This is a genomic window from Rhizobium sp. BK377 (genome assembly GCF_014193935.1).
Taxonomy (GTDB): domain Bacteria; phylum Pseudomonadota; class Alphaproteobacteria; order Rhizobiales; family Rhizobiaceae; genus Rhizobium.
In genome coordinates this window covers 513,142-539,831 of the sequence record NZ_JACIAC010000004.1, presented here as the reverse complement: position 1 = coordinate 539,831, position 26,690 = coordinate 513,142, and the positions used below count along the sequence as shown (strand labels likewise).

General features: G+C 59.7%; 22 protein-coding genes and 1 pseudogene. 9 read left to right on the top strand and 14 right to left on the bottom strand.

Going from position 1 to position 26,690, the window contains the following annotated elements:
• Positions 1-477: 477 nt before the first annotated feature.
• Positions 478-831, bottom strand: a complete 354-nt coding sequence (locus FHT92_RS19605) for a DoxX family protein (RefSeq protein WP_246735511.1) — start codon at positions 829-831, stop codon at positions 478-480.
• Positions 832-1,007: 176 nt separating this feature from the next.
• Positions 1,008-1,715: a GntR family transcriptional regulator gene (locus FHT92_RS19600; protein ID WP_183828466.1), complete on the bottom strand. Its 708-nt coding sequence runs from the start codon at positions 1,713-1,715 to the stop codon at positions 1,008-1,010.
• A 305-nt stretch (positions 1,716-2,020) separates the two neighbouring features.
• On the opposite strand from FHT92_RS19600, the gene FHT92_RS19595 reads away from it, so the two are divergent.
• The 8 genes from FHT92_RS19595 to FHT92_RS19560 are packed head-to-tail and all read left to right on the top strand — an operon-like array spanning position 2,021 to position 9,534.
• Complete coding sequence (locus FHT92_RS19595; protein ID WP_183828462.1) at positions 2,021-3,148, top strand: BMP family ABC transporter substrate-binding protein; 1,128 nt, start codon at positions 2,021-2,023, stop codon at positions 3,146-3,148.
• Between the two features lie 20 nt (positions 3,149-3,168).
• Positions 3,169-4,299 carry an ABC transporter permease gene (locus FHT92_RS19590; protein WP_183828457.1) on the top strand — a complete coding sequence of 377 codons (1,131 nt, stop codon included), beginning with the start codon at positions 3,169-3,171 and terminating at the stop codon, positions 4,297-4,299.
• Positions 4,299-5,225 (top strand): ABC transporter permease, encoded by a 927-nt coding sequence (locus FHT92_RS19585; RefSeq protein ID WP_183828454.1) that lies wholly within the window; start codon positions 4,299-4,301, stop codon positions 5,223-5,225. The genes FHT92_RS19590 and FHT92_RS19585 overlap by 1 nt, the downstream gene beginning before the upstream one ends.
• 18 nt (positions 5,226-5,243) lie before the next feature.
• Entirely contained in the window at positions 5,244-6,260 is a 1,017-nt protein-coding gene (locus tag FHT92_RS19580) for a formamidase (protein ID WP_183828451.1), read from the top strand.
• A gap of 11 nt (positions 6,261-6,271) precedes the next feature.
• Positions 6,272-6,973 (top strand): cysteine hydrolase family protein, encoded by a 702-nt coding sequence (locus FHT92_RS19575; protein WP_183748350.1) that lies wholly within the window; start codon positions 6,272-6,274, stop codon positions 6,971-6,973.
• Positions 6,970-8,520: an ABC transporter ATP-binding protein gene (locus tag FHT92_RS19570; protein WP_183828448.1), complete on the top strand. Its 1,551-nt coding sequence runs from the start codon at positions 6,970-6,972 to the stop codon at positions 8,518-8,520. The genes FHT92_RS19575 and FHT92_RS19570 overlap by 4 nt, the downstream gene beginning before the upstream one ends.
• The gene (locus FHT92_RS19565) at positions 8,520-9,188 is read left to right on the top strand and encodes a cysteine hydrolase family protein (RefSeq protein ID WP_183828445.1); all 669 of its coding nucleotides are present in this window, start codon (positions 8,520-8,522) and stop codon (positions 9,186-9,188) included. The genes FHT92_RS19570 and FHT92_RS19565 overlap by 1 nt, the downstream gene beginning before the upstream one ends.
• A complete protein-coding gene (locus tag FHT92_RS19560; RefSeq protein ID WP_183748346.1) occupies positions 9,181-9,534 on the top strand; it encodes a cupin domain-containing protein in 354 nt (117 codons plus the stop codon). The genes FHT92_RS19565 and FHT92_RS19560 overlap by 8 nt, the downstream gene beginning before the upstream one ends.
• 77 nt (positions 9,535-9,611) lie before the next feature.
• Here FHT92_RS19560 and dctP read toward each other — a convergent pair whose 3' ends face one another.
• The 9 genes and pseudogenes from dctP to FHT92_RS19520 all read right to left on the bottom strand — a co-directional run bounded on the left by dctP (position 9,612) and on the right by FHT92_RS19520 (position 22,161).
• Positions 9,612-10,610: a TRAP transporter substrate-binding protein DctP gene (gene dctP, locus FHT92_RS19555; RefSeq protein WP_183828443.1), complete on the bottom strand. Its 999-nt coding sequence runs from the start codon at positions 10,608-10,610 to the stop codon at positions 9,612-9,614.
• Positions 10,611-10,626: 16 nt separating this feature from the next.
• Positions 10,627-12,453 carry a TRAP transporter large permease subunit gene (locus FHT92_RS19550; RefSeq protein ID WP_183828440.1) on the bottom strand — a complete coding sequence of 609 codons (1,827 nt, stop codon included), beginning with the start codon at positions 12,451-12,453 and terminating at the stop codon, positions 10,627-10,629.
• Positions 12,454-12,477: 24 nt separating this feature from the next.
• Positions 12,478-12,696, bottom strand: a pseudogene (locus FHT92_RS29365) (alkanesulfonate monooxygenase); the annotation flags it as partial.
• Between the two features lie 208 nt (positions 12,697-12,904).
• Positions 12,905-13,336, bottom strand: coding sequence for a hypothetical protein (locus FHT92_RS19545; RefSeq protein ID WP_183748340.1), 432 nt, complete (start codon positions 13,334-13,336; stop codon positions 12,905-12,907).
• 121 nt (positions 13,337-13,457) lie between these two features.
• A complete protein-coding gene (locus tag FHT92_RS19540) occupies positions 13,458-15,023 on the bottom strand; it encodes a SpoVR family protein (RefSeq protein ID WP_183748338.1) in 1,566 nt (521 codons plus the stop codon).
• Positions 15,020-16,297, bottom strand: a complete 1,278-nt coding sequence (locus FHT92_RS19535) for a YeaH/YhbH family protein (protein WP_183748336.1) — start codon at positions 16,295-16,297, stop codon at positions 15,020-15,022. Before FHT92_RS19535 ends, FHT92_RS19540 begins: the two co-directional genes overlap by 4 nt.
• A 37-nt stretch (positions 16,298-16,334) precedes the next feature.
• On the bottom strand, positions 16,335-18,278 hold the full coding sequence (locus FHT92_RS19530; protein ID WP_183748334.1) for a PrkA family serine protein kinase: 1,944 nt from the start codon (positions 18,276-18,278) through the stop codon (positions 16,335-16,337).
• Between the two features lie 641 nt (positions 18,279-18,919).
• Positions 18,920-20,287: a sigma-54-dependent transcriptional regulator gene (locus FHT92_RS19525; protein WP_183828436.1), complete on the bottom strand. Its 1,368-nt coding sequence runs from the start codon at positions 20,285-20,287 to the stop codon at positions 18,920-18,922.
• Positions 20,284-22,161, bottom strand: a complete 1,878-nt coding sequence (locus FHT92_RS19520) for a sensor histidine kinase (RefSeq protein WP_183828433.1) — start codon at positions 22,159-22,161, stop codon at positions 20,284-20,286. The genes FHT92_RS19525 and FHT92_RS19520 overlap by 4 nt, the downstream gene beginning before the upstream one ends.
• 206 nt (positions 22,162-22,367) lie before the next feature.
• Here FHT92_RS19520 and FHT92_RS19515 point away from each other — a divergent pair, with 206 nt between their 5' ends.
• Positions 22,368-23,702 (top strand): dicarboxylate/amino acid:cation symporter, encoded by a 1,335-nt coding sequence (locus FHT92_RS19515; protein WP_183748328.1) that lies wholly within the window; start codon positions 22,368-22,370, stop codon positions 23,700-23,702.
• Positions 23,703-23,803: 101 nt separating this feature from the next.
• Here the strand turns inward: FHT92_RS19515 and FHT92_RS19510 are convergent, their stop codons facing one another.
• The 3 genes from FHT92_RS19510 to FHT92_RS19500 are packed head-to-tail and all read right to left on the bottom strand — an operon-like array spanning position 23,804 to position 26,686.
• On the bottom strand, positions 23,804-24,877 hold the full coding sequence (locus FHT92_RS19510) for an ABC transporter ATP-binding protein (protein WP_183828430.1): 1,074 nt from the start codon (positions 24,875-24,877) through the stop codon (positions 23,804-23,806).
• A gap of 23 nt (positions 24,878-24,900) precedes the next feature.
• Positions 24,901-25,749, bottom strand: coding sequence for a carbohydrate ABC transporter permease (locus tag FHT92_RS19505; RefSeq protein WP_183828427.1), 849 nt, complete (start codon positions 25,747-25,749; stop codon positions 24,901-24,903).
• Positions 25,742-26,686, bottom strand: a complete 945-nt coding sequence (locus FHT92_RS19500; protein ID WP_183828424.1) for a carbohydrate ABC transporter permease — start codon at positions 26,684-26,686, stop codon at positions 25,742-25,744. The genes FHT92_RS19505 and FHT92_RS19500 overlap by 8 nt, the downstream gene beginning before the upstream one ends.
• Positions 26,687-26,690 lie beyond the last annotated feature (4 nt).

Below are 26,690 nucleotides of genomic sequence, written 5' to 3'. Positions count from 1 at the left end.
ACTTCTACGCCAAGGCTTCCGTCCAGTACCTGGATCCGGAAGATGGCGACGACGTAACCACCGGTTACTTCCGTCTGCAGCGCTCGTTCTAATTTAGACACTGAAGACCCCGGGATCACATCTCGGGGTTTTTCATCACGAGCTTCTGGTTTGGTGACCTCCAATTCAGAAGAAAGAGGTCGGTCCGGTTCCCTGCTGGATCGGCCTCACCCATCGATACAGAACTCCACTCCTGTAGATGGTATGGCTCGCCCTCACCCGAGGGCGAGCTTTTGGTTGGCAGGACTGTATTGGCGTCCGACAGCCTGAAGAACCCAATCGTCGACTTCCATCGAGAAAAATTGCAACCGACAAACGTGATGGTCGCCCTGGCCGCAGATCGAGTTAGCGCGTCTGCCTTCGAAAAGGTGGCAGCGACAGCCTGCCGCTTTCACTCCAGGGCGGGATCGCGACGCGCTCAAACCATATTCAGCGGCATCAACTGGCGCAGTCTCGGGTCGCGCAGATACAGGCCACCCAGGCGGCGATGCCGAGAAGCAGGCTGACGATCTGGGGAGGGATAAAATACTCACCCAGGCGAAAGGGCGTGCAGATAGCGCCACCGAGAAAACCGGTTATCAATATCGCACCAAGGAAGGCTGTCTTCGGAACGGCATAAAAGATCGTGCAGATCGCTATAATAATGCCGAGCACCGGGGCGAGATTGATGGGAAAACCGGTCGCTTCCATTTCCGTCCGTATGAAACCAGGCGCAAGAAGATTGGTGCCCGCATCGGCGAGGAGAAGAACAACGACCACCGCTGACAGAATTCGCCCGATCCAAATCAACATTATCACTGCCTTTTCAATTGCCGGCCATAACCCGGACTATAATGTCGCCTGGATATCGTCAATCGGCAGCGACCTCGCAATCGGGATTTGGCCGTCCGCGTCTGGTCTCGCTTGCAATTCCAAACGGTACGGGTCGGGCTTGCTGCACTATGCGGTCGGCGGCACACCCGCGGAAGCTATTTCTCTCTCGACGAAACAAAGACGACGCTGGCATCGCTGACGATTTCCACATGCGAATAGGCAGCCTTTGCAGCGGCTGCGCCATCTGCCCGCATGATCGCGGTCACGATCATGTCATGCTCGTCATAGGATTTCGCAAGCCGACCCGGCAGCCGGAACTGCGCGCGGCGGAAAGGCGCAAGCCGAGCCCGGCTCTGAGTTACCAGTTCATAGATATGCTCGTTATGCGCACCGCGATAGAGGCGCGTGTGGAACTCGGTATTGTGAGCAGCATAGTCTTCTTCCGCACCCTGATGCACGAGGCGAGCGGAAGCACGATGTTCCGTTTCCAGTATGCGCCGCTCATCAACAGTCATCCGCTCGGCGGCTAGACGCGCGCACACGCCTTCGAGTTCCGCCATCGCCTCGAACATCGAGTGCAGATAGGTCTCGGTTACGTTGGTGACGACAGCGCTGCGGTTCGGCTCGCGATCGACGAGCCCCATTGCGCCGAGTTCGCGAAGCGCCTCGCGCACCGGGGTGCGCGACACGTTGAACCGGGTCGCTAGTGAGATCTCGTCAAGCTTGTCGCCTGGCAGAATCCGCCCGGTCACGATCATATCAGCAACAGCCCGCACCATCTGTTCGACGGTCGTTCCTGCCCGGATGATCTCTCTGCGCCTGACCTGCTTCAAGGAATGATTCTGTCCTTTAACTGCCTGCATACACATGCATTGCTGGCGCCGCAAAGTCAAATATAGAAACAAGCCTTTGTTTTAACACATAAAATGACAGCGAACTATATTTATATATACAGGACAGAGACATATGACGCTGAAATTAGCTGATTTTATAGCCTCTGCATAGTTTTTAATCTTACGCGGCAAAGATTTGCATACACTTTTTACAATGTCTTGCGGGCCCCTGAATACATCCAATGAATTCAATAGAATAAAATCTGGCACGGCCATTGCATACACTTTTCCGTAACCAATTGAACCGGCAAAACCGCCGCAAGGGGAGCATTCCGATGACCAAACTCCTTTCCATGAACCGCCGCCGTTTCCTTCAGGCTTCTGCTGCCACTGCCCTGATCGGCGCAACCCCCGGCTTCCTCTCCTCGCGCGCTCTTGCGCAGACTGCGCTGACCGTCGGCTTCATCTATGTCGGCCCAAAGGATGACTATGGCTACAACCAGTCGCACGCCGAGGGCGCGGCTGCCGTCAAGGCGCTGCCTGGCATCACCGTCGTCGAAGAAGAGAACGTACCCGAGACCGTCGACGTTCAGAAGACGATGGAATCGATGATCAATCTGGACGGTGCGACGCTCATCTTCCCCACCTCCTTCGGCTACTTCGATCCCCACATGCTGGCCATGGCCGCCAAATATCCCGATATCCAGTTCCGCCACTGCGGCGGCCTCTGGCAGGAGGGCAAGAACCCGGCCAATACCGGCTCCTATTTCGGCTATATCTTCCAGGGCCAGTATCTGAACGGCATCGCCGCCGGCCATGCGACGAAGAGCAAGAAGCTCGGCTTCGTCGCCGCCAAGCCAATCCCGCAGGTTCTGCAGAATATCAATGCCTTCCTGCTCGGCGCCCGCACGGTCGATCCGACCATCACTTGCCAGGTGATCTTCACCGGAGAGTGGTCGCTCGCCGTCAAGGAAGCCGAAGCCACCAATGCGCTCGTCGATCAGGGCGCCGATGTCATCACCTGCCATGTCGACAGCCCGAAGGTCGTCGTCGAGACGGCCGCCGGCCGCGGCGCCTTTGTCTGCGGCTATCACGCCAACCAGAGCCCGCTTGCTCCCGAAAAGTACCTCACTGGTGCGGAATGGGCCTGGGGCAATGTCTACAGCGATTTCGTCAAGAAGGCACAGGCCGGCGAAAAGCTCGGCAATTTCGTGCGCGGCGGCCTGAAGGACGGTTTCGTCAAGATGAGCGCACTTGGACCGGGCGTTTCCGAGGCGGGCCGCAAGGCCTTCGAAGCAACCCATGCAGAGATGATGAAGGGCGGCTTCTCGGTCTTTAAGGGACCGCTGAAGGATAACAAGGGCAATTCAGTGGTGACCGCCGACAAGAGCTATGCCGAAGACGCGATCGAGCTCGAGAGCATGAATTATCTGGTCGAGGGTGTCGTCGGGTCTACCGCGTAAACCGACAAGGGAGAAGCGCCATGACTGTCCAGGCCAATGATCCCACAATATCAGTCGTTTCGGAAAAACCGGCGTCGCTGCGCCCCTTCCTCGAATGGATCGCGCGACACGCCGAACCTCTTGTCATCGGCCTTGCGGCCATCCTGATCGGTCTTGCGCTCTTTTCCCTTTTCATCCTGGCGATCGGGAAATCGCCAGCGATGCTTTTCCAGCTTATGTATACCGGCGGCCTCGGCAGCTGGTTTTCGGTGCAAAACAGCTTAAGCCGTGCCGCACCCCTTCTCCTGACGGCACTCTGCGTCGCCCTGCCCGCCCGCCTCGGCCTCGTCATCATCGGCGGGGAAGGAGCGGTCGTGTTGGGCGGCGTTGCCGCCGCGGCGATGGCCATGCCGCTTGCCGGCACTGCGCCTGTTTTCCTGACCCTCGTTCTCATGGGCATTGCCGCCATGGTGGTCGGCGGCATCTGGATCGGCCTTGCCGGTTTCCTCCGCCACTATCGCGGCGTCAATGAAACGATCTCCTCGTTGTTGCTCTCCTATATCGCCATCGCCCTGATGAACCAGTTCGTCGAAGGGCCATTGCGTGATCCCGCCAGTCTCAACAAGCCTTCCACAAAGCCGCTGCCCCCAGAATATATGCTCGGCAATATTCCCGGCATGGACGTGCATTGGGGCCTTGTCATCGGCATTGTCGCCTGCATCCTCTCCTGGATCCTCATCGAGGTAACGAGCTTCGGTTTTGCCGCCCGCATAGCCGGCGGCAATGTGCGCGCCGCCCAGATTCAGGGCCTGCCGGTCGGCAAGCTTATTGCAGGCTTTACGGCTATTGCCGGCAGTTTTGCGGGGCTTGCCGGCATGATCGAAGTTGCCGCCGTGCAAGGTAGTGCCAATGCCTCGCTTGCCGCGGGTTATGGCTATACCGGCATCCTCGTCGCCTTCCTCGCCCGTCACAATCCGCTGGCGATCATACCGGTCGCGATCCTGCTTGGCGGCATCGATGCTTCTGGCGGCCTCATCCAGCGCCGTATGGGCTTGCCTGATGCTACCGTTCTGGTGCTGCAGGGCACGCTCTTCATCGTCATCCTCTTCTGCGAGACCTTTTACGGCCGCTTCAAGACCTTCAATCCCGATCTCTGGAAAAGGAGCCTCTGATGGAAGAGACCGGAATCGGCATATGGGGCGTTCCCCTTGCCATCCTCGCAGGCGCCATCCGCGTTTCCACGCCCTTCATCTTCGTCAGCCTCGGCGAGACGATCACCGAGCGGTCCGGCCGCATCAATCTCGGGCTTGAAGGCACGCTGGTCTTCGGCGCGATGACGGCTTACGCGGTCGCCGTCATGACCAATTCGCCGTGGCTCGGCGTGCTGACGGCCATGGCAACGGGCGCAGTCTTCGGCCTCGTCCACGGCTGGATCTGTAAGTGGCCGAAGGTCAACGATATCGCCATCGGCATCGCCATGATGCAGTTCGGGCTCGGCCTTGCCTTCTTCCTCGGCAAGCCCTTCATCCAGCCGGCAGCGCCGCATCTGCCGGCAATACAGCTCGGCTTCTGGTCCAGCATGCCCCAGATCCAGGCGGCGCTGAACATCAACGTGCTCTTCCTGCTTGGCGCAGCCCTCGCCTTCATCCTCTGGTGGGCTTTCAGGAATACCCGCGTCGGCCTGATCCTGCGCGTCGTCGGCGACAGCACCGATGCCGCCCGCGCCATGGGTATCGATCCCGATCGCGTGCGTCTGCTCGCCACCGCCGTCGGCGGTTCATTGGCGGCCATCGGCGGCGCCTATCTGTCACTCTATTATCCCGGCTCCTGGAACGAGGGCATTTCTTCCGGCCAGGGCTTGATGGCCGTGGCGCTCGTCATCTTCGCCCGCTGGAACCCAATTGGCTGCTTCCTCGCCGCCCTGCTTTTCGGCGGTTCCGGCGCGCTCGGTCCGGCGCTGCAATCGGTCGGCCTCACGCAGGGCTACTACCTCTTCTACGCAGTTCCCTACGTGCTGACGCTGGTCATCATGATCGCGACCTCCTCGCCCACACGTTCGCTCGCTGGTGCGCCCGGCGCGCTTTCCCTGACGAAATAGCATGAAAGGAGCAAAGCCATGAATGGCCTCGGCGGATTGAACAAGTCGGAACATGGCGTCGGAATCGGCCTCGTCCAGCTTCAGCTTCCTGTCACCGTGACACGGGAAGACCTTGTGCGCCAGACTCAGGTCATCATCGATCTCGTTGCCAAGGCGCGACGCAATCAGCCCGGCATGGATCTGGTCGTCTTTCCGGAATATGCCCTGCACGGCCTGTCGATGGATATCAACCCGGAGATCATGTGCACGCTCGACGGGCCGGAGGTCGCAGCCTTCAAGAAGGCCTGCAAGGAGAACGTAATCTGGGGCTGCTTCTCGATCATGGAGCTGAACCCGGAGGGCATGCCCTATAATTCCGGCATCGTCATCGACGACAAGGGCGACCTGAAGCTCTATTACCGCAAGATGCACCCCTGGGTGCCGGTCGAGCCTTGGGAGCCCGGCAATTTCGGCATTCCCGTCATCGATGGCCCCAAGGGCGCGAAACTCGCACTGATCATCTGCCATGACGGCATGTTCCCGGAAATGGCGCGTGAATGCGCCTATAAGGGTGCAGAAATCATGATCCGCACGGCCGGCTACACGGCGCCGATCCGCGAGAGCTGGAAATTCACCAACCAGTCGAACGCCTTCTGCAATCTTATGGTCACCGCAAGCGTCTGCATGTGCGGCTCTGACGGCACGTTCGACTCGATGGGCGAAGGCATGATCTGCAATTTTGACGGCTCGATCATCGCTCACGGCACATCGGGCCGCGTCAACGAGATCATCACCGCGGAAGTCCGCCCCGATCTCGTACGCGAAGCCCGCCTTGGCTGGGGCGTCGAAAACAACATCTACCAGTTTGGCCATCGCGGCTATGTCGCCGTTGCCGGCGGCGCTGATGATGCGCCCTATACCTACATGCACGATCTCATCGCCGGCAAATACCGCCTCCCCTGGGAAGATCAGGTGAAGGTCACGGATGGTACATCGTGCGGCTTCGACAAGCCGGCGCGTCGCTACGGCGAAACATTCAAACTCGCGGGTGAATAGGAGAAAAGACGATGGACGCCATGGTCGAAACCAAAGGACATTATATCGACGCCGATCCCTATGCCTGGCCCTATAATGGCGCGCTGCGGCCCGATAATACCGCCCTCATTATCATCGACATGCAGACGGATTTCTGCGGCAAGGGCGGTTATGTAGATCACATGGGTTACGACCTGTCGCTGGTGCAAGCCCCGATCGAGCCGATCAAGAAGGTCTTGGCCGCCATGCGGGCCAAGGGCTATCACATCATCCACACGCGCGAGGGCCACCGGCCCGATCTTGCCGACCTGCCGGCCAACAAGCGTTGGCGTTCGCTGCGCATCGGCGCTGGTATCGGCGATCCCGGGCCTTGCGGGCGCATCCTCACACGCGGCGAACCCGGTTGGGACATCATTCCCGAACTCTACCCGATTGAAGGCGAAACGATCATCGACAAGCCCGGCAAGGGTTCGTTCTGCGCTACCGATCTCGAACTGATCCTCAACCAGAAGCGTATCGAAAATATAATCCTGACCGGCATCACCACCGACGTCTGCGTTTCCACCACCATGCGCGAGGCGAACGACCGCGGCTATGAATGCCTGCTCTTGGAAGATTGCTGCGGCGCGACCGACTACGGCAACCACCTTGCCGCGATCAAGATGGTCAAGATGCAGGGCGGCGTCTTCGGCTCCGTCTCCAACTCTCAAACCCTCGTGAGCCAGCTGCTATGAGCACAGTCCGCGACACCCCTCTTCCGCAAGCCGGAAAGGCCGTTGGCATTGACACGATCGACATGACGATGCGCTTCGGCAGCTTCACCGCCCTCGATCACGTGTCGATCAAGATACCCGCCGGCAGCTTCCACGCGCTGCTCGGCGAAAACGGCGCCGGCAAATCGACGCTCGTCAAATGCATCATGGGCTTCTACCACGCGACATCGGGTGCGCTTTCCGTCGATGGTCGCGAAGTGGCAATCGCGTCACCGAAGGACGCCGCGACCTATGGGCTTGGCATGGTCTATCAACACTTCACGCTCGTTCCTTCGCTCACCGGCGCTGAAAACCTCGTCATCAGCCGCGCCGAAGTACCCGCCATCATCAATTGGGCGAAGGAACGCAAGGATCTCGCCGGATTCATGGAGCGCATGCCCTTCAAGATCCCGCTCGACCGGCCGGTGTGCGAGCTTGCCGCCGGCGAAAAGCAGAAGCTTGAGATCGTCAAGCAGCTCTATCTCGGCCGCTCCTTCCTGGTGCTCGACGAGCCCACCTCGGTGCTCACGCCTGCCGAAGCTGACGAGATGCTTGGCCTCGTGCGCGGCATGACCGAGCGCGGCGAGCTGACCGTATTGATGATCTCCCACAAATTCCACGAGGTCACGAAATTCGCCGATGCCGTCTCCATCTTGCGGCGCGGCAAGCTCGTCGGTAGCGGCAAGGTGGGTGAGCTTTCCACGGCCGACATGGCGGCGATGATGATCGGCGACGTCAAGCTTGCCGAACTCGATACCCGCGTTCCGATTTCCGAAGGCGCCAAGCCGGTCCTCACAGTCGAGCAGGTCAAGGCACCGGATCGCTCCGGTCTCAAGACCATCGAGATCGACAATCTCACCGTCCGCTCGGGCGAGATCGTTGGCATTGCCGGCATATCGGGCAACGGCCAGAAGGAACTGACTGAGATCCTTGCCGGCCAACGGCCGACCGATACTGGCCGCGTCAGCGTCAAGGGCGAGATTTACGGCGCAACGCGTCCGGAAACCCGCAAGAACAATGTTCGCTTCATCCCGGAAGAGCCTCTGCAGAATGCCTGTGCGCCACGCATGACGGTCAGTGAAAACCTCGCCTTCCGCACCTTCGATCTGAAGGCAGACGGCAAGGATGCGATCTGGCTGAACAAGGGCAAGATGAAGAAGCGCGCAACAGATCTGATCTCCGATTTCAAGGTCAAGACGACATCCTCTTCGTCCCCGATCGCAGCGCTTTCGGGCGGCAATGTACAACGCGCTGTGCTCGCCCGCGAACTGACTGGCGAGGTGGACCTGCTGATCGTCTCGAACCCCTGTTTCGGCCTCGACTTCTCGGCCGTTGCGGAGATCCGCGCCCGCATCATGAAAGCGCGCAATTCCGGTACGGCCGTTTTGCTGCTTTCCGAAGACCTCGACGAGTTGCTCGAAATGTCCGACCGCATCATGGTGATTTCCGAAGGCAAGCTGGTCTACGAGACCCCGGCGCGGTCCGCCGATATCGGCGTCATCGGCGCGCATATGGCGGGGCATCACTGATGGCGGAGATCAAGGCAGAGCCTTTCGCCTTTCCGGTGAAGCACGACCAGCTTGCCCTTGTCGTCATCGACATGCAGCGCGATTTCGCCGAACCGGGCGGTTTCGGCGCCAGCCTCGGCAACGATGTCAGCCGCATCACCAAGATCGTGCCAGATGTCAAACGTCTCATTCAGGGCTTCCGCAATGCCGGTCTGCCGGTCATCCACACGATGGAATGTCACAGGCCCGACCTCTCGGATCTGCCGCCGGCAAAAAGGGACCGTGGCAACCCCGCACTCAGGATCGGCGATGAAGGCCCCATGGGCCGGATTCTGATTTCTGGCGAGCCCGGCACCGCAATCCTGCCGGAACTTGCGCCGCTGAAGGGCGAAGTGGTGATAGAAAAGCCCGGCAAAGGCGCCTTTTATGCCACCGAACTTGGCGAAGTTCTGCAAGACAAGGGTATCAAGCAGCTCGTATTCGCAGGCGTGACGACAGAAGTCTGCGTCCAAACAACCATGCGCGAGGCGAACGACCGCGGTTACGAATGCCTGCTCGCCGAGGAGGCAACGGAAAGCTACTTCCCCGAATTCAAGGCGGCCGCCATCGCCATGATCCGCGCCCAAGGCGCGATCGTCGGCTGGACGGCCCGTGTCGACGATATCCTGGAGAGCATCGCCCATGCCTGAAACCACCCGCGAACTGCTCACCTCGGGCGGTTGGAAGGAGCTGAAATTCGGCCCTTTCCGCGATGAGGTGACCATCCACTGGATTAGGCCTTTCGAAGGCGATCAGCCGGGCGTGGCGCTGCTGAAATATGAGGCCGGCGCGTCCGTCCCCCGCCATCGGCACGAAGGGCTTGAAACCATTTTCGTCCTCGATGGAGTGCAATCCGACGAGGCGGGCGACTACGGCCGCGGCAGCTACATCGTCAATGCACCCGGTACCGAACATTCGGTCTGGAGCGATACCGGTTGTGTCGTGCTGATCCAGTGGGACCGGCCGGTAAAAATATTGGAAGAGGAAGCAGCGTAAATTCGACAGTACCTGCTTCGCCAATTCAACGACTGAGCAAGGCTGGCTGACAGGCCAGCCTCGCGTTCAGGCCTTTTTCAGGCCGATTGGATAGCCTTGATGCGGTCGAGGCCACCGACGATAGAGGCGAAATCGCTCCAGACGCCCTGAGCGCCCTTCTGCCATTCGTCAAAGGCTTCCGGCTTCAGGAGTTTGCCGCCGTTTTTCAGCGAGATTTCGACCGATGCCACCTCATCATCGACGATGAGCTGGTTGAAGTAGGCTGCACCTTCGGTCGATGCCTGCCGGAAGACGGCCTTCTGCTCGTCATTCAGGCCGCCCCAGAAGGTCGAGGAATAATAGACGACGCCAGAGGCCCAGATGTGGCCGGTCTCGGTCATGTAGGGCACGACCTCATAGAGCTTAAAGCCGGCATAGGCCGATTTGGTGAGGTCCATGGCGTCGGCAACACCGGTTGCCAGCGCATTATAGGTCTCGGTGATCGGAATACCGATCGGCACCGTGCCGAAGGAGTTCCAGAGCTTGGTGTGCAGCGGGCTCTGGATGACGCGGATGCGTTTGCCTTTGAGCTGTTCCGGTCGTGTCACAGGTTCCTTGGTCAGCAGATGGCGGGCGCCGTAATTGATGAAATCGCCGACGACAAAATTCTGCGCCTGCAGCTTGCCCTTAAGGTCGGTGCCGACATCGCCGCCGACGATGCGGCGCACATGATCGGCATCGCGAAACAGGAAGGGAAGATCGAGAATCTGCAGTTCCGGCACCCAGCCGGAAAGCGAGGAGACCGTCGAAAGGCTTGCCTGAATGGAGCCGAGGCGAACGCCTTCCGCCACTTCCTTTTCGCCGCCGAGCGCACCGTTCTTGACGATGTTGAACTTGAACTGGCCGGGCAGCTTGGCTTCGACCAGCTCGCTGATCCTCACCCAGATCTTGCTCTCCGGCTTGTCGTCGCCAAGCAGCGAGGCGATGGTGATCGTTGTCGTGCGGGCAGCCGCCGTGCGAACGAAGGCCGGGGCGGCAAGGGCTGTTCCGGCAATCGCGGTAGTCTTCAGGAAATTGCGTCGGTTGAGATTGTCCATGAATAAGTCCTGTCCGTTAGAAGATGATCGCCCAGGCGCAAAGGATTGCGAGGGAGACGAGAAGGGCAAGCAGATAGGGGACAACCGCCTTAAAAAGGGCGGAAGCGGGTATGCGGGTCACGCCACTGACGACGAAGATCAGCATGCCGAGCGGCGGCGTCAGTCCGTGGATCATCAGATTGACGACGATGATGACGCCGAAATGAATGGGATCGATGCCAGCGGCAACGGCGGCCGGCAGCAGGATCGGCCCGAAGAGCAGGATCGCAGCGCCGATATCGAGGACGAGGCCAACGACCAGCAGTATGATGTTGGACAGCAGGATGACAGCGAGCGCACTGCCGCCGAGCGCCGTCGTCAGGTGTGAGATCAGGCCTGAGACATCGTCGACCGCAAGCAGGAAGGCAAAGGGGCCAGCCGTGCCGATCAGCAAGCCGATCGCGGCGGCCTCGACAGCTGCCTGCCGGAAGGCGGTGTAAAGTGAGAGGACGCCAAGCCGTGCACCGATGCCGAGCAGAAAGGTGTAGAAGGCGGCGAGGGCGGCGGCCTCCGTAGTCGTGACGATACCGATGCGGATGCCGACCACGACGATGACGCCGAGGCCGAAGGCAGGGATTGCCTGGACAGCCGACTGCCAGCGCTGTGCAGATGTGGCCCGCGCCAGAGGCGCCTGGTCGCGAACCGTCAGATGGATCGCGACCGCAAGGCAGCTGGCCATCAGACCACCCGCAAAGAAACCGCTGACCAGCAGGGAGCCGACCGAAAGATTGGTGGCGGTCGCCAGGATCAGAAAGGCGATCGACGGCGGAATGACATTGTCGAGTACCGAAGTCGCTGCAATGATCGCTGCGGCCTTGGCGGGCGGATAACCGTGGCGGACGAGCTCCGGTTGGAAGGTGGACGCACCGAAAGCGGCATTGGCAACCGAGGAACCGGAGGCACCGGAAAAAAGCACACTGGTGAGCAGTGTCGTCTGGGCGAGGCCGGCACGGCGATGACCGACCATCGCGGCGGCAAATCGCACGAGCTGGTTGGCGACGCCGGATGCCGTCAGCAGTCCGCCGGCAAGCAGGAAGAAGGGGATCGCAAGCAGCAGAAATTTCGAAATGCCAGTCACTGTCGAAGAGACGATCGCTGGTTCCGGCAGGCTGCTGCCGAAGGCGATCACGACATAGGCGGCGGCCAGGAAGGCGTGTGGCAGGGGTGCTGCGAGCATCAGGCCGATCGCGGCGATCAGGCCGAGAAAGATGCTCGGCGGCCAGTCGAGCTCGACGGAGACGAAGGGGATGCCGGCATAGAGCGCGCCTCCGATAGCGATGGAAAGAAGGACCGGCCAAACCTTTCCTTCGACGATACGTTGCAGCAGAAGTACGACGAGGATCAGCACGCCGGCGGCGCCGAGAAAGCCGAAGCGGAGCCATTCCGGTACGCCGAGCGTCGGGGAAATGCCTCCGAGCATGGTCATAATCTCGCTGCCGCCGAAGCTCAAGATGAGCCCCGATAGCACGGTGAAAACATCGGCAGCGACCTGTGTTGCCGAATGCAGCCGCTCAGGCATCATCTTGACGAAGACATCAAGACGCATGGCGAGCGCACTGTTGAGGCTAAGCGGCGCACCAAGCGCTATCAGCAGCACATGCAGCCAAATGCCGAGATCCTCGGCGCCGAGAAAACCGGTCGCGAAGAAATAGCGCATGCAGACAGTGACCAGCACCATGAAGAGCAGCGCGGCAAGCACCGACGCGGCAGCAACGCCAAGTACGGCTTCGATCGCCTTCAGGATGCGGGCTGCAAATCCGCCATCTGTCTCCTGTTCGGCTGGGTGGAATTCGCTTGCTGCCACAGAATTTGCTTTCTTGCCGTGTCCTCAGGCGCTCTCGGCGGTGGAAAGGTCACGATCGAAGAGTGTCGACCAGGTGAGTTGCGCGCCTTTTTATATTTTCCTGCTGACATCGAGACGCGGCAGAACCTTTTCGCCGAAACGATAGGCTTCCTCAAGGAGGGGCATGCCGGAAATAATAAAAGGTTTCGACGCTGGCCTTCTGATAGGCCGCAGCGTTGGGGCGACGACAGCGGGGGAATGAACTGTGACAAGAAGATGCAACCGCTTGCTATGAAGAGCGGCGCATTTGCAAAGGGCCGTCCCAAACAGGCGACATAGGCAGATGCCGCCACTCTGAGATCTGTATTTGCTGCCCAGCCGCAGGCGAAGCGCGGCTATGACGTGCCGCACTTCATCGGCCGGGTTCTGCTGCAGCGGACGCCTAGTCAATGATTTCGGCTAGGCAGCCGGCTTATCGCGTAAACATCAGCCGCATACGCGCCAGAATGCCCTTCATACCCGATATGGAGGCGGCTCTCAGATGGCGGGCGACGACACCTGAATCAACCCGTGCTCCGAAATGGCAGGAGCAAACGAGACCATGCAGTTGCCGATCGTTAAGGTCGAAGAAACTCAGGGCATCTCCATAAGTATCGCCCTCAAGACCGGCGGCACGCAGAACCGGATCGGCATAGGCTACGGATATGGGTGACCCGGTGATTCTCATCTTTATCCGCTGGTCACGGGGCAGATATTCGGTCTCCCGAAGGGTAACGAGCGAACGCGCAGGATCGCTTTCCAGAAGCTCCGCCCACCGGTTCAACCGCTCGGCGCGAGACAGTTGTGGCGTGGTGCGGCTAACCTTGGCTATAGCCTTGAGCTGATCGACTGCGTATTGTTCCATGACGGCCTCCTATTTGGAAAAATAGACTGCACGCCCCCATCGACAACGTTGATCCCAACTGCGCGGCCTGTCCAATCACGTTTGAAGAATCGCGTCTCTTCAATGGCAGAATTCCGCCCAATCAGGCGAATTCGCTTTGTCTCGCAAAAGCCCGCGGATGGGCGACGTGCTTCCGGACGACACTGTCCTTACTGTCGAGCTCTTCTAGGAGTACGTCATAGCTCCAGAGATCGGCAAGGTGCTGCAGGACGAGCTTCAGGTCCTCCTCTTCCAGGAATTCGTCATTGCTGGCCCGGTGCTGTAAAAGCAGTCTGCGGTCGCCGGCCAGATCGACGTCGACGATCTCAATCGCCGGATCGGTGTGGCCTATGTCGTAACTACGCGAGAGTTGCCGGCGAATGCGCCGATAGCCGCGCTCGTCGTGGATCGCTGAAACCAGAATGCCTTCCTTAATGTCCGGATCATCGTGGAGTTGGAACATGCGCCACCGGCGCATGAGGCTTGGGCTCAGGAATTGGCTGACGAAACTCTCGTCGCGATAATTGGCCCAAATATCGCGCAGAACCGCCATAGAGTCGCCCCGCCCGGCAATATCCGGAAACCACTCACGATCTTCGCCCGTGGGCTTCGTCACGATGCGCTCGATATCCTGCATCATCGCAAAGCCAAGCGCATAGGGATTGAAGCCGGAGAAACGCCGATCATCATACATCGGCTGGAAAACGACATTCGTGTGCGATTTCAAAAACTCGAAAAAGTTGCCGTCGCTGATCTGCCCGCGCTCATGCAGGCGTTGCATAATGTTGTAATGGACGTAGGTGGCAGTCCCCTCGTTCATCACCTTGGTCTGGCGCTGAGGATGGAAATATTGGGCGACGTGGCGGACGATGCGCAATATCTCGCGCTGCCAGGGATGCAGCCGGGGCGCCGACTTTTCGAGGAAGTACAGGATATTGTCCTGAGGCAAACCGAGAGCGGCACGTCTACGCTCGAGATCGCGATCCGACTTGTTGCGTTTGAGGCTGGTCGGCACGGTGCGCCACAGATCGTTGAAGATCTTCTCCTCGTGGGCGCGGCGCTCCTGCAGCCGCTTTTCTTCCTGCCGGAGATCAACCTGGGTTTTGCCGGCGTAGCGGTGCACACCGTGTGACATCAATGCGTGTGCAGCATCCAACGTACGCTCCACAGCCACTTCCCCATATCGTTCCTCGCAGCGGGAGATGTAGCTCTTGGCGAAATCGAGATAATCGAGAATACCTTCGGCATCGGTCCAGAGCTTGAACAGATAGTTGTTCTTGAAGAAGTGGTTATGGCCGAAGGCGGCGTGCGCAATGACCAGCGTCTGCATGGTCGCCGTGTTCTCCTCCATGAGATAGGAGATGCAGGGCGAGCTGTTGATGACGATCTCGTAGGCGAGGTCGCGCATCCCACGGCGGTAGAAGGCCTCGTGATGGGCAAAATGCTTGCCGAAGGACCAGTGGCGATAGAAGAGCGGCATGCCTGTCGAGGAATAGGCATCGAGCATCTGTTCCGACGTGATGACCTCGATCTGGTTCGGATAGACATCGAGCCCCAGTTCTCCAAGCGCAATCTCTTCGCAGGCGTCGTGAATGCGCTGCAAAATCGGAAAATCCCAGTCAGCCCCTTCGAACAGAAGCCCTTCCTTTTGCCGCGTGCCGGTCTTCATGGCGTAGCCCCTGCCGTGGCAGCCTTCTTCTGAAACAGATCATGAAAAACAGGGAATATCTCGTTCTTGCGGCAGACCTTGCGCATGGCAAGAGGCCGTGTTGCAGAGCGGATTTCCTGGTAAAGCGTCCAAAGCGGTGACCTCGACATCGAAGAATCTCCGTCTTCCTCACCGACCTCGATATAGGCGAAGTACTGGCAGACCGGCAAGATTTCTTGCTGCAGCAGCTGGCCGGTCAAAGCTCCGTCTGAATAGGAATTGTCGCCGTCGGAGGCCTGCGCCGCATAGATATTCCACTCCGTCGGATCAAAACGCGCAGCAACGATCGAGCGCATGACCGCCAACGCACTGGAGACCAGCGTGCCGCCCGTCGCCGGGCTATAGAAGAAAGTCTCCTCATCGACCTCCTCCGCCTTTTCCGTATGGCGGATAAATACGATCTCCACTTTTTCGTAACGCTGCGACAAGAAGAGGTAGAGGAGCAGGTAGAAGCGCTTTGCGAGATCCTTCATATGCTCGCTCATGGAACCGGAAACGTCCATGAGGCAGAACATCACCGCCTTTACGACAGGCTTTGGCGTGTTTTCAAAGCGCCGGTAGCGGACATCGAGCGGGTCGATATAGGGAATGCGCTTGCTCTTGAGCGTCAGTGTCCTCAGCCTGTCTTCGAGAACGAGGCGCTCTTTCGCATTGTCGCATTCGTCAATCTGCTTCTGGAGCGCTTCGATCTCCTCTGCCGTAGGGCGATGAAGCGCAAGGCGCCGCATCATGGCAAGGCGTGTCGTGCGCCCGACGGCGATGTTTGAGGGGGAGCCGGAGACAGAAAAGCCGGCTCTTTGCGGCGTCACCTCCTCGGTTTCGCTCAGCCGGCGCTTGGCGAGATCAGGCAACTCCAGATCTTCGAGGAAGATGTTGAGGAATTCCTCTCGGGTTAGTATGAAGCGGAAACCGTCTTCGCCATCGCCCTCCCCCGCCTCGGACGAACGCCCGCCGCCCGATGCCGGCGGGCGCTTGATGAAATCGCCCTCGACGAATTTTTGGTTGCCGGGAAGGACGCGATCTTGAATTCCTCCTCCCCCCCGGTGAAGGCCGGGTTCGGCCATGCCGCCGATCGGAAGAGTGACTTCACCGCCATCAAGCACATCGCGGATGCTGCGGTCTTGCAAAGATCGTTTAACCGCCTGCTCTACGGCGTCCTTGGCACGCCGGAGAAACCTTTGTCGATTTTCTAAACTTTTACCGCGCGGGTTAAGCCGCCGGTCTATGATGTGCATGTTTGCTCCTACCTGGGTACTCGCTCGGACAGCCTACCTAACTCGCCTGCTTGACGCGCATGTACCATTCCACCAGCCGGCGAACCTGCCGTTCCGTGTAGCCCCGCGCCACCATGCGCGAGACGAATTCGCTATGTTTCTTTTCGGTCTCGCTGTCCTTCTTCGATCCGAAGGAGATGACCGGCAGCAGATCCTCGACCTGTGAGAACATCCGCTTTTCGATGACTTCCCGGATTTTTTCATAGCTCGTCCAGGAAGGATTCTTGCCGCCATTGGCCGCGCGCGACCTCAAGGAGAACTTTACGATCTCGTTGCGGAAATCCTTGGGGTTGGCGATGCCCGCAGGTTTTTCGATCTTCGTCAGTTCCTGATTCAGAAGTTCACGGTCGAGCAACTGACCAGTATCCGGGTCCTTGAAATCGACGTCCTCGATCCATGCATCCGCGTAATCCACATAGCGGTCGAACAGGTTTTGACCGTAGTCGGAATAGGATTCCAGATAGGCCTTCTGGATCTCGTTGCCGATGAATTCCGCATAACGCGGCGCCAATTCGGCCTTGATGAACTCCATGTAACGCTTTTCCGTTTCCTCGCCATACTGCTCGCGACGGATGGCTTGTTCCAGGACATACATCAGATGCACAGGATCGGCGCCGATATCCGTCGTGTCGTGGTTGAACGTCGACGCAAGAACTTTGAACGCGAAACGTGTCGATATTCCGTCCATGCCCTCATCGACGCCGGCGGCATCCCGATATTCCTGCACGCTCCTGGCACGCGGATCGGTTTCCTTCAGACTTTCGCCGTCATAGGCGCGCATTTTTGAGAAGAGATTGGAATTCTCATGCTTGCGAAGCCGTGACAGGACGGAGAAACGAGCCAGCATCTCCAATGTCGCCGGCGCGCAAGCCGCATCCGCAAGCTCCGATCCTTCGATCAGCTTTTCGTAGATCTTCTGTTCCTCCATCACTCTCAGGCAATAGGGAACCTTGATGACGCAGATGCGGTCAATGAAGGCCTCGTTGTTCTTGTTGGCCTTGAAGGTCTGCCACTCCGCTTCGTTCGAATGCGCAAGGATGATGCCGGAGAAGGGAATCGCACCGATGTTCTCGGTGCCCATGTAATTGCCTTCCTGCGTCGCCGTCAGCAACGGATGCAGCATCTTGATCGGCGCCTTGAACATCTCGACGAATTCCAGCACGCCCTGATTGGCGCGGTTGAGGCCGCCGGAATAGCTGTAGGCATCAGGATCGTTCTGCGAATAGTGCTCGAGCTTGCGAATATCGACCTTGCCCACCAGCGATGAGACATCCTGATTGTTCTCGTCGCCCGGCTCTGTCTTGGCAATCGCGATCTGCCGCAGCCTCGACGGCTGGATTCTGACGACCCGGAAGCGGGAGATGTCACCATCGAACTCATCAAGCCGTTTCAGGCACCACGGGCTCATCAGGCCGCTGAGACGACGAGTCGGGATGCCGTATTCTTCAAGCAGCAAGGGACCCATGGTCAGGGGATCAAAAAGATTGAGGGGGCTTTCAAAGACCGGGCTTAGGTCGTCACCGGCTTTCAGCACATAGATGGGATTGACCTCCATCAGCTGCTTCAGGCGCTCGGCGAGCGAAGACTTGCCGCCGCCGACCGGGCCGAGCAGGTAAAGGATCTGTTTGCGCTCCTCCAAGCCTTGGGCAGCATGTCTGAAGAAAGAAACGATCCGCTCAATCGTCTCCTCCATGCCGAAAAACCCGTCAAAGGCGGGGTAGGTTCGGATGGTTCTGTTCATGAAAATCCGACCGAGCCGCGGATCTTTCGCTGTATCGATGATCTCGGGTTCGCCGATTGCCGAAAGCAGCCGCTCGGTGGCATTGGCATAGGCCATCGGATCCTCTTTGCACAAGGACAGATAGTCCGCGATGGACATATCCGTCTCCCGGCGGGACTCGTAGTTACGGGTAAACGCATCAAATAGGGAGTTGTTCAGCATAGGCCCTCCTATAAAGGTCTGCCTCAGCGATTTTCGCCTTCGCTAACTAAGATGGTGCGCCAATGTTTCGAAAGATCAAGGTCCTCATCGTCGGAAATAAGACATGGCCGGCATTCCAGCATCGCTACACAAAAAAGTGCGAACAGCGCGGCAATTTGATCTCTGAAAATTTACCGGCTCTATAGCTTTGAAACTGCGCCAGGAGTATTATTCGCGCGCGGTTTCGAAAGGATGCTAATCCACAGTCATTCCAATGACGTGAACATGTGTCGCCGCTGAACAAGCCCAATCTGATTCGCCACAAGCGGCTTTCTGTCACCGCAATCGGATTGCGCGCGTCACAGGATTCTGCCGAAGGCACCCAGCCTAGATAGAAATTCACCCATGAATGCAACTACAGGATTTGCGCCCGCATCTCCCTTGAGGTAGCGATCTCTGCTGCGACCTCTTTGGCCCGGATGCGGATATTGAGCACGGGGGCAATTTTCCGGGAGTGATCGACTGTCAGCGCGACGGCATGGAGGTTCGTTCGCATCTCACCCCGAGAGCGAGGCACTGATCGATCTAGCGCGGCCTGACGTCTTGTCACGGTCTCGCACTTTATATGGGTTCCGCCTCGTCACCGCCGGCTAATCCACATGTCAGTTCTCAGGCTTTGAAGAGGTGAACGCGGCCCGCTCAATGCCGTGGCGCTGGAGCTTGTCATAAAAGGTCTTGCGCGGAATGCCGAGTGTTTCGATCGTCCGGCGCACGTCGCCGTCGTTCCGAGTCAGCGTTTCGCGGATGATATCGGCCTCATAGCGGTCGATCCTCGCCGGCAGAGGCAGGGAAGCCTCTTTGTCCTCCATCCCGTTTTGCGGCGTTTCCGCCGGTATCGCTTCAAGGCCGAGTACGAAGCGCTCGGCGAAATGCGAGAGCTCGCGCACGTTGCCCGGCCAGTCATGGCTTTTCAGGTGGCGGAGCAGCTCGGGCGAAGCCGCGGGAACGGGACGTTTGAAACGGCTGGCAGCCCGCTCGGTGAAATGGGCAAAGAGCAGCGGGATGTCGTCGCGCCGGTCGCGCAGTGGCGGAATGCTGATCGTCACGACATTGAGGCGATAAAAAAGGTCCTCACGGAAATCGCCGCGCTCACGCGGATCGCCGAGATCGATCTTGGCGGCGGCGACGACACGCAGATCGACGGGCCGCACCTCGTTGGTGCCGAGCGGCGTGACTTCGCGCATTTCCAAGACGCGCAGCATCTGCACCTGCGCGGAAGCCGGCATGCTTTCGATTTCATCGAGGAACAGCGTTCCGCCGCTTGCGTGTTCGATGCGGCCGATGCGTTTCTTCTGGGCACCGGTGAAGGCCCCGGCCTCGTGGCCGAAGAGCTCGCTTTCGATCACCGTTTCCGGCAGGGCGCCGCAATTCAGCGCAACGAAGTTTCCCTTCGAGCGACGGCTCCAGCGATGCAACAGGCTTGCGACCACTTCCTTGCCGCTGCCGGTCTCCCCGGTCACCAGCACATCAACATCGGTGTCGGCGATCTGCCGGAGCGTTGCCCGCAAGCGCTCGATGGCCGGCGTCTGGCCGAGCAGCGGCAGATCGCCCTGCGCCTGCTCGGCCGCTTCGCGCAGCGACCGGTTGTCGAGTACGAGCCGGCGCTTTTCGGCGGCACGATGCACGCTCTGCACCAGCCTGTCGGCGGCAAAAGGCTTGGTAATGAAGTCATAGGCTCCATCCTGGATCGCCTTGACGGCCATCGGGATGTCACCGTGTCCTGTGATCAGGATCACGGGCAGGTCTTCGTCGAGCCGGCGGATGCGGTCGAAGAGCTGCAATCCGTCGACATGCGGCATGCGGATATCCGAAACGACGACACCCGGGAACTCCGCGCTCAGATCCTTCAGCGCTTCCGTGGCGGCGGAAAAGGTCGAAACAGAAAAGCCGGCGAGCTCCAGTGTCTGTTTCGTCGCCTTAAGGAGATCCTTGTCGTCATCGATAAGGAAGACCGGGATTGCTTCGCTCATGTCTGTGCCTTCTGCAGATAAACGGTAAAGCGAGTGCCGCTCCCGTTGCTTTCGACCTCGATACGGCCGCCATAATCAGCAACGATATCCTTGGAGATGACGAGCCCGAGGCCCAGGCCTTTTTCCTTCGAGGTGTTAAACGGCGAAAAGAGAGAGCCGAGGATGTCCTCCGATATGCCCGGGCCGTTATCGACGACGGTTACCGCCACCTCGCCGTCCTTCTCATCGCAGAAGACCTCAACTTTTGCGCCTTCCCTACCATCCAAGGCTTCCAGTGCATTCTGAAAGAGATTGATCAGCACCTGCTCAAGCCGGATGCGATTGCCGCTCACTTTCAGATCGGCCGAAGGCAACCTGATATCGAGCGCATCCAAGCGGCCGGCAAACCGGCTTCGCAGCAGAACGACCGCGCCTTCGATGACGGCGCGCAGTTCTATCGGTTCCGCCGCAGTGCGGCCCTTGCGGGCAAAGGCCTTCAACTCCTCGGTGATGGTGCCGATGCGCTCCGTCAGGCTGGCAATCGCATCGAGATTATCGTCGGCTGATTCCGGCTGCTGACGTTTGAGGAAAGTGCGGGCATTGTCGGCATAGGCGCGGATGGTCGCGACCGGCTGGTTGATTTCATGCGCCACTCCCGCGGCGACCTGCCCCAAGATCGCCAGGCGGTTCGCCTGCACGAGCTCCTGCTGCACGACTTGCAGCCGCGCCTCGGTCGACCGGTGGTCCGATATCTCCTCCTGCAGCCGGTCACGGGCGCGGCTGAGGTCCTGCGTGCGCTCCAGCACCCGGCGCTCCAGCTCCTCGCGGGCGGCCCGCTCGGTCGCGATGCGCATGACAACGATCTGGCGGCGGCGCAGCAGAAAGGTCATGATCGCCAGCACGGGAATGAGGGCGGCCAATGTCAGCAGCCGCCATTCGCGCACCGAAGAGGCGATCGGCGCTTCGGTCGGCACGAGATATTCGAGTTGCCAGGATGTCGACGGCACCTCGGTGCGCAATCGCAGGAACTCGCCCTCCCCGGCGCCCGGCATGATGGCATGGACGATGGCGGCGCCTGGCTTCAGCGTCTGTCGCTCCTCGATCGGCAAGGGCAGCAATGGCGCCTCACCGAATTGCAGGCTGCTTCTGATGGCCGCAAGGCTTTCCTGCGGCAGAGGCTTCGTCGTCATGAAACGCCAAGACGGGAGGCTGGTGATGAGCACGACGCCGTGCTCATCGATGACATAGGCCGGCCGGACCGCATCGCGCCAGTCGGATTCCAGCTGATCGAACTCCATCTTGACGACGACGACGCCAAGCGGAGCCTCGGCATCCCCGACCCGCCGGGAAATATAGAGGCCCGGCCGGTTGCTGACATTGCCAAGCGCGAAATGCTCAGCCGTGCCCGTTTCCATCGCGCGGCGGAAATAATCGCGGAAGGAATAGTCGTTGCCGACAAAACTCAGGGGCTCCTGCCAGTTGCTGGAAGCGATCGCGATGCCGTTCTTGCCGGTTACATAGAGAACCGAGGCGCGGGTGCCGGCGACAAGGCTCTGGAGCTTGCGGTCAAGCCCCATGACGGCCTCTCCCTGCCCCGAGGCCAAAGCGTCTCGCACCTGCTGGTCATCGGCAAGGAGCAGCGGCAGAGCCCGCGGCCCTTCGAGCACGGCACGCAGCAGCGCCACCTTGAGATTGGCGTCGGTCTGCCCCTGATCTTCCAGCGCTGCAATTGCCTGCAGGCGGCCATAGATGCCGGCGCCGTAAAGGGCTGTTCCGATGAGGACCGCAGCGAGCGCCGCAAAGATCAGCCAGACCGACCGGGAGCGCCGGCCGAGCTGTTCAGGCGTCAGGAAACCTTCGTTCGCTGTCTTCTGGAGCATGGCGCAGTTGTGCATGTTTTCGCACGGACGGCAAATCACTTTGTGCGGAAAATCGCACTATCAAGCCTGCGACAAGCATGTGCATCCAAGAATATCAATGAATTAGACAAGCGGAAGAAACTGGCACGCGCATTGCAAACCACTCCTCATCAGTCGGGAGGCTGTTTGACCATCATGATTTGCCGCCGGCGCGTCGGCGTCCGGCACAGCGGAGGACACCAATGGATATTGCAATGAACGCCGCCGCAGAGCGCGGCAAAACGCCCTTTTACCGGCACCTCTATGTGCAGGTTCTCGCCGCCATCGCCGCAGGCATTCTGCTCGGCCATTTCTACCCTTCTCTTGGCGCTTCGCTGCAGCCGCTAGGCGATGCCTTCATCAAGCTCGTGCGCATGGTGATCGCGCCCGTCATCTTCCTGACGGTCACGACCGGCATTGCCGGCATGGCCGACCTCAAGAAGTTCGGCCGCGTGGTCGGCAAGGCGCTCGGCTACTTCCTCGTCTTCTCGACACTGGCGCTCGTTGTCGGCCTTGTCGTCTCCAACGTGCTGCAGCCCGGCGCCGGCATGCACATCGACCCGGCAACGCTCGATACAAAGGCCGTCAACAATTATGCCGCCCAAGCCCATGACGCTACGATCGTCGGCTTCCTGATGAACATCATTCCGGACACGATCGTCGGCGCCTTCGCCAAGGGCGACATCCTGCAGGTGCTGTTCTTCTCCGTCGTCTTCGGCATTGCGCTCGGCTCCGTCGGCGAGCGCGGCAAGCCCGTCCTCGACTTCTTTCAGGTCCTGACAGCCCCGGTCTTCCGTCTTGTCGCGATCCTGATGAAGTTCGCGCCGATCGGCGCCTTTGGCGCAATGGCCTTCACGATCGGCAAATATGGTATTGGCGCGATCGCCAACCTCGCTTTCCTGATCGGCACCTTCTACCTGACGTCGCTGCTCTTCGTACTGGTCGTGCTCGGCGCGGTCGCCCGCTACAACGGCTTCTCCATCCTGGCGCTGCTGCGCTATATCAAGGAAGAATTGCTGCTGGTGCTCGGCACCTCGTCATCGGAAGCTGCCCTGCCCGGCCTGATGAACAAGATGGAACGTGCCGGCTGCAAGCGCTCGGTCGTCGGGCTCGTCATCCCGACCGGCTATTCCTTCAACCTCGACGGCACCAACATTTATATGACGCTCGCAGCGCTCTTCATCGCGCAGGCGACGGATACGCATCTGAGCTTCGGCGACCAGATCCTACTGCTTCTGGTGGCCATGCTGAGCTCCAAGGGTGCCGCAGGCATCACCGGGGCCGGCTTCATCACACTTGCCGCGACACTCTCTGTCGTTCCCTCGGTTCCGATCGCCGGCATGGCGCTCATCCTCGGCATCGACCGCTTCATGTCGGAGTGCCGGGCACTGACGAACCTCGTCGGCAATGCGGTTGCCACAATCGTCGTCGCCCGTTGGGAAAACGAACTCGACCAGACCCGTTTTACCGCCGCAATGGCCGGCAACCCGCGGGACGACAGCGATCTGCTCGGTTCCGCCGCACAGCCGGCCGAATAAGCGCTGACAAGGCAAATGCGCCGCCGGTCATACGATCGGCGGCGCATTTATGTGATTTCGGCAGTGCCGAAACACGCCGGCCCGTCCGCAATGCCTCACGCTTAAAGAGCGAGACCGGTGCCGCGGTCAAAGACATGGATCTGCTCGCTGGCGATGTTGGCCTCGAAACGGGCGCCGTAACGGGCCGCATAATTTCCATCCACGACGGCCGTTACAGGCTGGCCGGCTAGATCGAAGACGACATGCGTCTGAGCGCCGGTCGGTTCGACGAGCAGGGTCTGCCCGGCAAGCGCACTTCCATCTTTGCCACCCGGCGTCAGATGCTCGGGGCGCAGGCCGATAGTCACCGCCTGGCCAGGACGAACCTTGCGATCGGCAGCGATACGGATTGCAGTGCCGTCCGAAAGGCGCGCTGCCGGCTCACCGTTTTCGCCGTCCACCGTGCCGTCAAGCATATTCATCGCCGGCGATCCGATGAAGGCGGCGACAAAGAGATTGGCCGGTTTCCTGTAAAGTTCGAGCGGCGTACCCTGCTGCTCCACCCTGCCCTGGTTGAGCACGACGACGCGGTCGGCAAGCGTCATCGCCTCGATCTGGTCGTGCGTGACATAGATCGAGGTGGTCCTGACCTTCTGGTGCAACGTCTTGATTTCGGAGCGCATCTGCACACGCAACTTGGCATCGAGATTGGACAGCGGCTCGTCGAACAGGAAGACGGCGGGATTTCGCACGATAGCACGGCCCATGGCGACACGCTGGCGTTGACCGCCGGAAAGCTGGGCCGGCTTGCGGTCGAGAAGCTGGGCAAGATCGAGCATGCGGGCGGCCTCGGCAACGCGGGCCTCGATTTGCGGTTTGCCGACACCGGCGAGCTTCAGATTGAAACCCATGTTTTCCGCGACCGTCATATGCGGATAGAGCGCGTAGGACTGGAAGACCATGGCGATGTTGCGTTCGCGCGGCGTCATGCCGTTGACGACAGCCCCGCCGATCGCGATCTCGCCGTCAGTAATCTCCTCGAGGCCGGCGATCATCCGCAGCAGCGTCGATTTTCCGCAGCCGGACGGCCCGACGAGGGCGACGAATTCCCCATCCTCGATATCAAGCGAAATGCCGTGGATGACGCCAACGGCGCCATAGGCCTTACGAATATCGTTCAGTGAAACGGATGCCATGATTGCACCTCCAATGGTTCGGCTCAGGACTTCACGGCGCCGGCGGTCAGTCCGGCGATGATGTGCCTCTGGGCAGCGAAAAAGACGATGATGGTCGGCAGGATGGTGAGCGTGATGAAGGCCAGCACCAATTGCCACTCGGTGCCGTATTCGCCACGATAGACCATGATGCCGAGCGGCCACGGGTATTTGGATTCCGAGTTCAGCATGATCAGCGGCAGGATGTAGCTATTCCAGCTGCCGACGAAGGAAACGATGCTGACGGTGGCGACGATCGGGCGGGAGAGCGGCAGCGAGATATGCCAGAAGAAGCGCAGATAACCGCAACCATCGACGAAAGCGGCCTGGAACAGTTCTTCCGGGAGGTTGCGGAAATAGTTCCTGAACAGCAGGATGCTCATGCCGAGACCGAAGGCCACCTGCGGCAGCACCACGCCCCAATAGGTGTTCAACAGGCCGAGATCGCGAATGCGGATGAAGAGCGGCAGGATCGCAGTCGCCGCCGGAAACATCAGACCCAGCAGAAAATAATTGAGCAGGAAGGACGAGCCGAAGAAGCGGACATGGGCAAAGGCGAAAGCCGCCATGGACGAGACGATCAGCGTCAGGAGCACGGTGAGGGCTGCGATGACAAGTGAATTGCCGATCTGCAGCCAATAGCGTTCGCCGAAGAGGATGTCCGTATAGTTCGCCCACTGCCATTCCGTCGGCAGACCGAAGGGATTGATGCGCAGGTCCCCCAGCGTCTTGAAGCCGCCGAGCGCCGTCGTCACCAGCGGCACGAGCACGATCGCGGCAATCAGGCTCAGCGACACGTAGAGATAGATGCGTGTGGACGCGCTCACGCGGATGGAAGAGCTGATATCAGTCATGACGCATGAATATCCTTTTGTAACCGAAGGCGAGCGTTACGCAGATGATGAAGAGCACGACGCCGACGGCGCTGCCCAGGCCCACCTGCATGCGCATGACGCCATAGGTGTAGAGGAAGGTGACCATCGTCTGCGTGGAATTGGACGGGCCGCCGCCCGTCAGCGGCATGATCATGTCGAAGAGCTGCAGCGAGCCGACGACGGCGAAGAAAATCGAAAGACGCAGGGTCGAGCCGAGCAGCGGCAGGGTGACGTAACGAAATTTCTGCCAACCAGTGGCGCCGTCGATTTCGGCGGCCTCCAGCACGTTCTTGTCGACCGATTGCAGGCCGGCGATGAACAGCATCATGTGAAAGCCGAAATATTTCCAGACGATGACGCCGAGTACGGCATAGATCGCCACATCCTTGTCGGCGAGCACATAGGGATTGGCGAAGCCGAAGAAATTCGAGACGGCGGCAAATAGGCCGTAGTCTCCGTCATAGACGAAGCGCCAGATGAGTCCCGCCGCAACGTCGGCAAGCACATAAGGCAGGAAGAAAATCAGGCGGAAGCCGACGACGCCTGGAATGCGATGGGCAAGCATGGTCGCCAGCCAGATGGCGAGCGGCACCTGGATGCAGATCGAGATCACGATGATCAGGCCGTTATTGACCAGCGCCTGCGTGAAAGCGGCGTTTCGAAACAGGACCTCGAAATTGCGCAGGCCGATGAAGTCGGTCGGCGTGCCGTAGCCGTTCCACTTGTAGAGGCTGTACCAGGCGGCCTCCCCCATCGGCATGATGACGAACAGCGTGAAGAGCAGCAGCGCCGGCGGCAGAAAGAGTAAGAGCACGGTCAGCCGGTCGTGGGCGACCGAACTTTTCCGCTGTGCGGCTCGTGCTCGTCTTGCCGGACTTGCCGTGGCTGACATCGAGGGGACTGAAATATTGGCCATGATT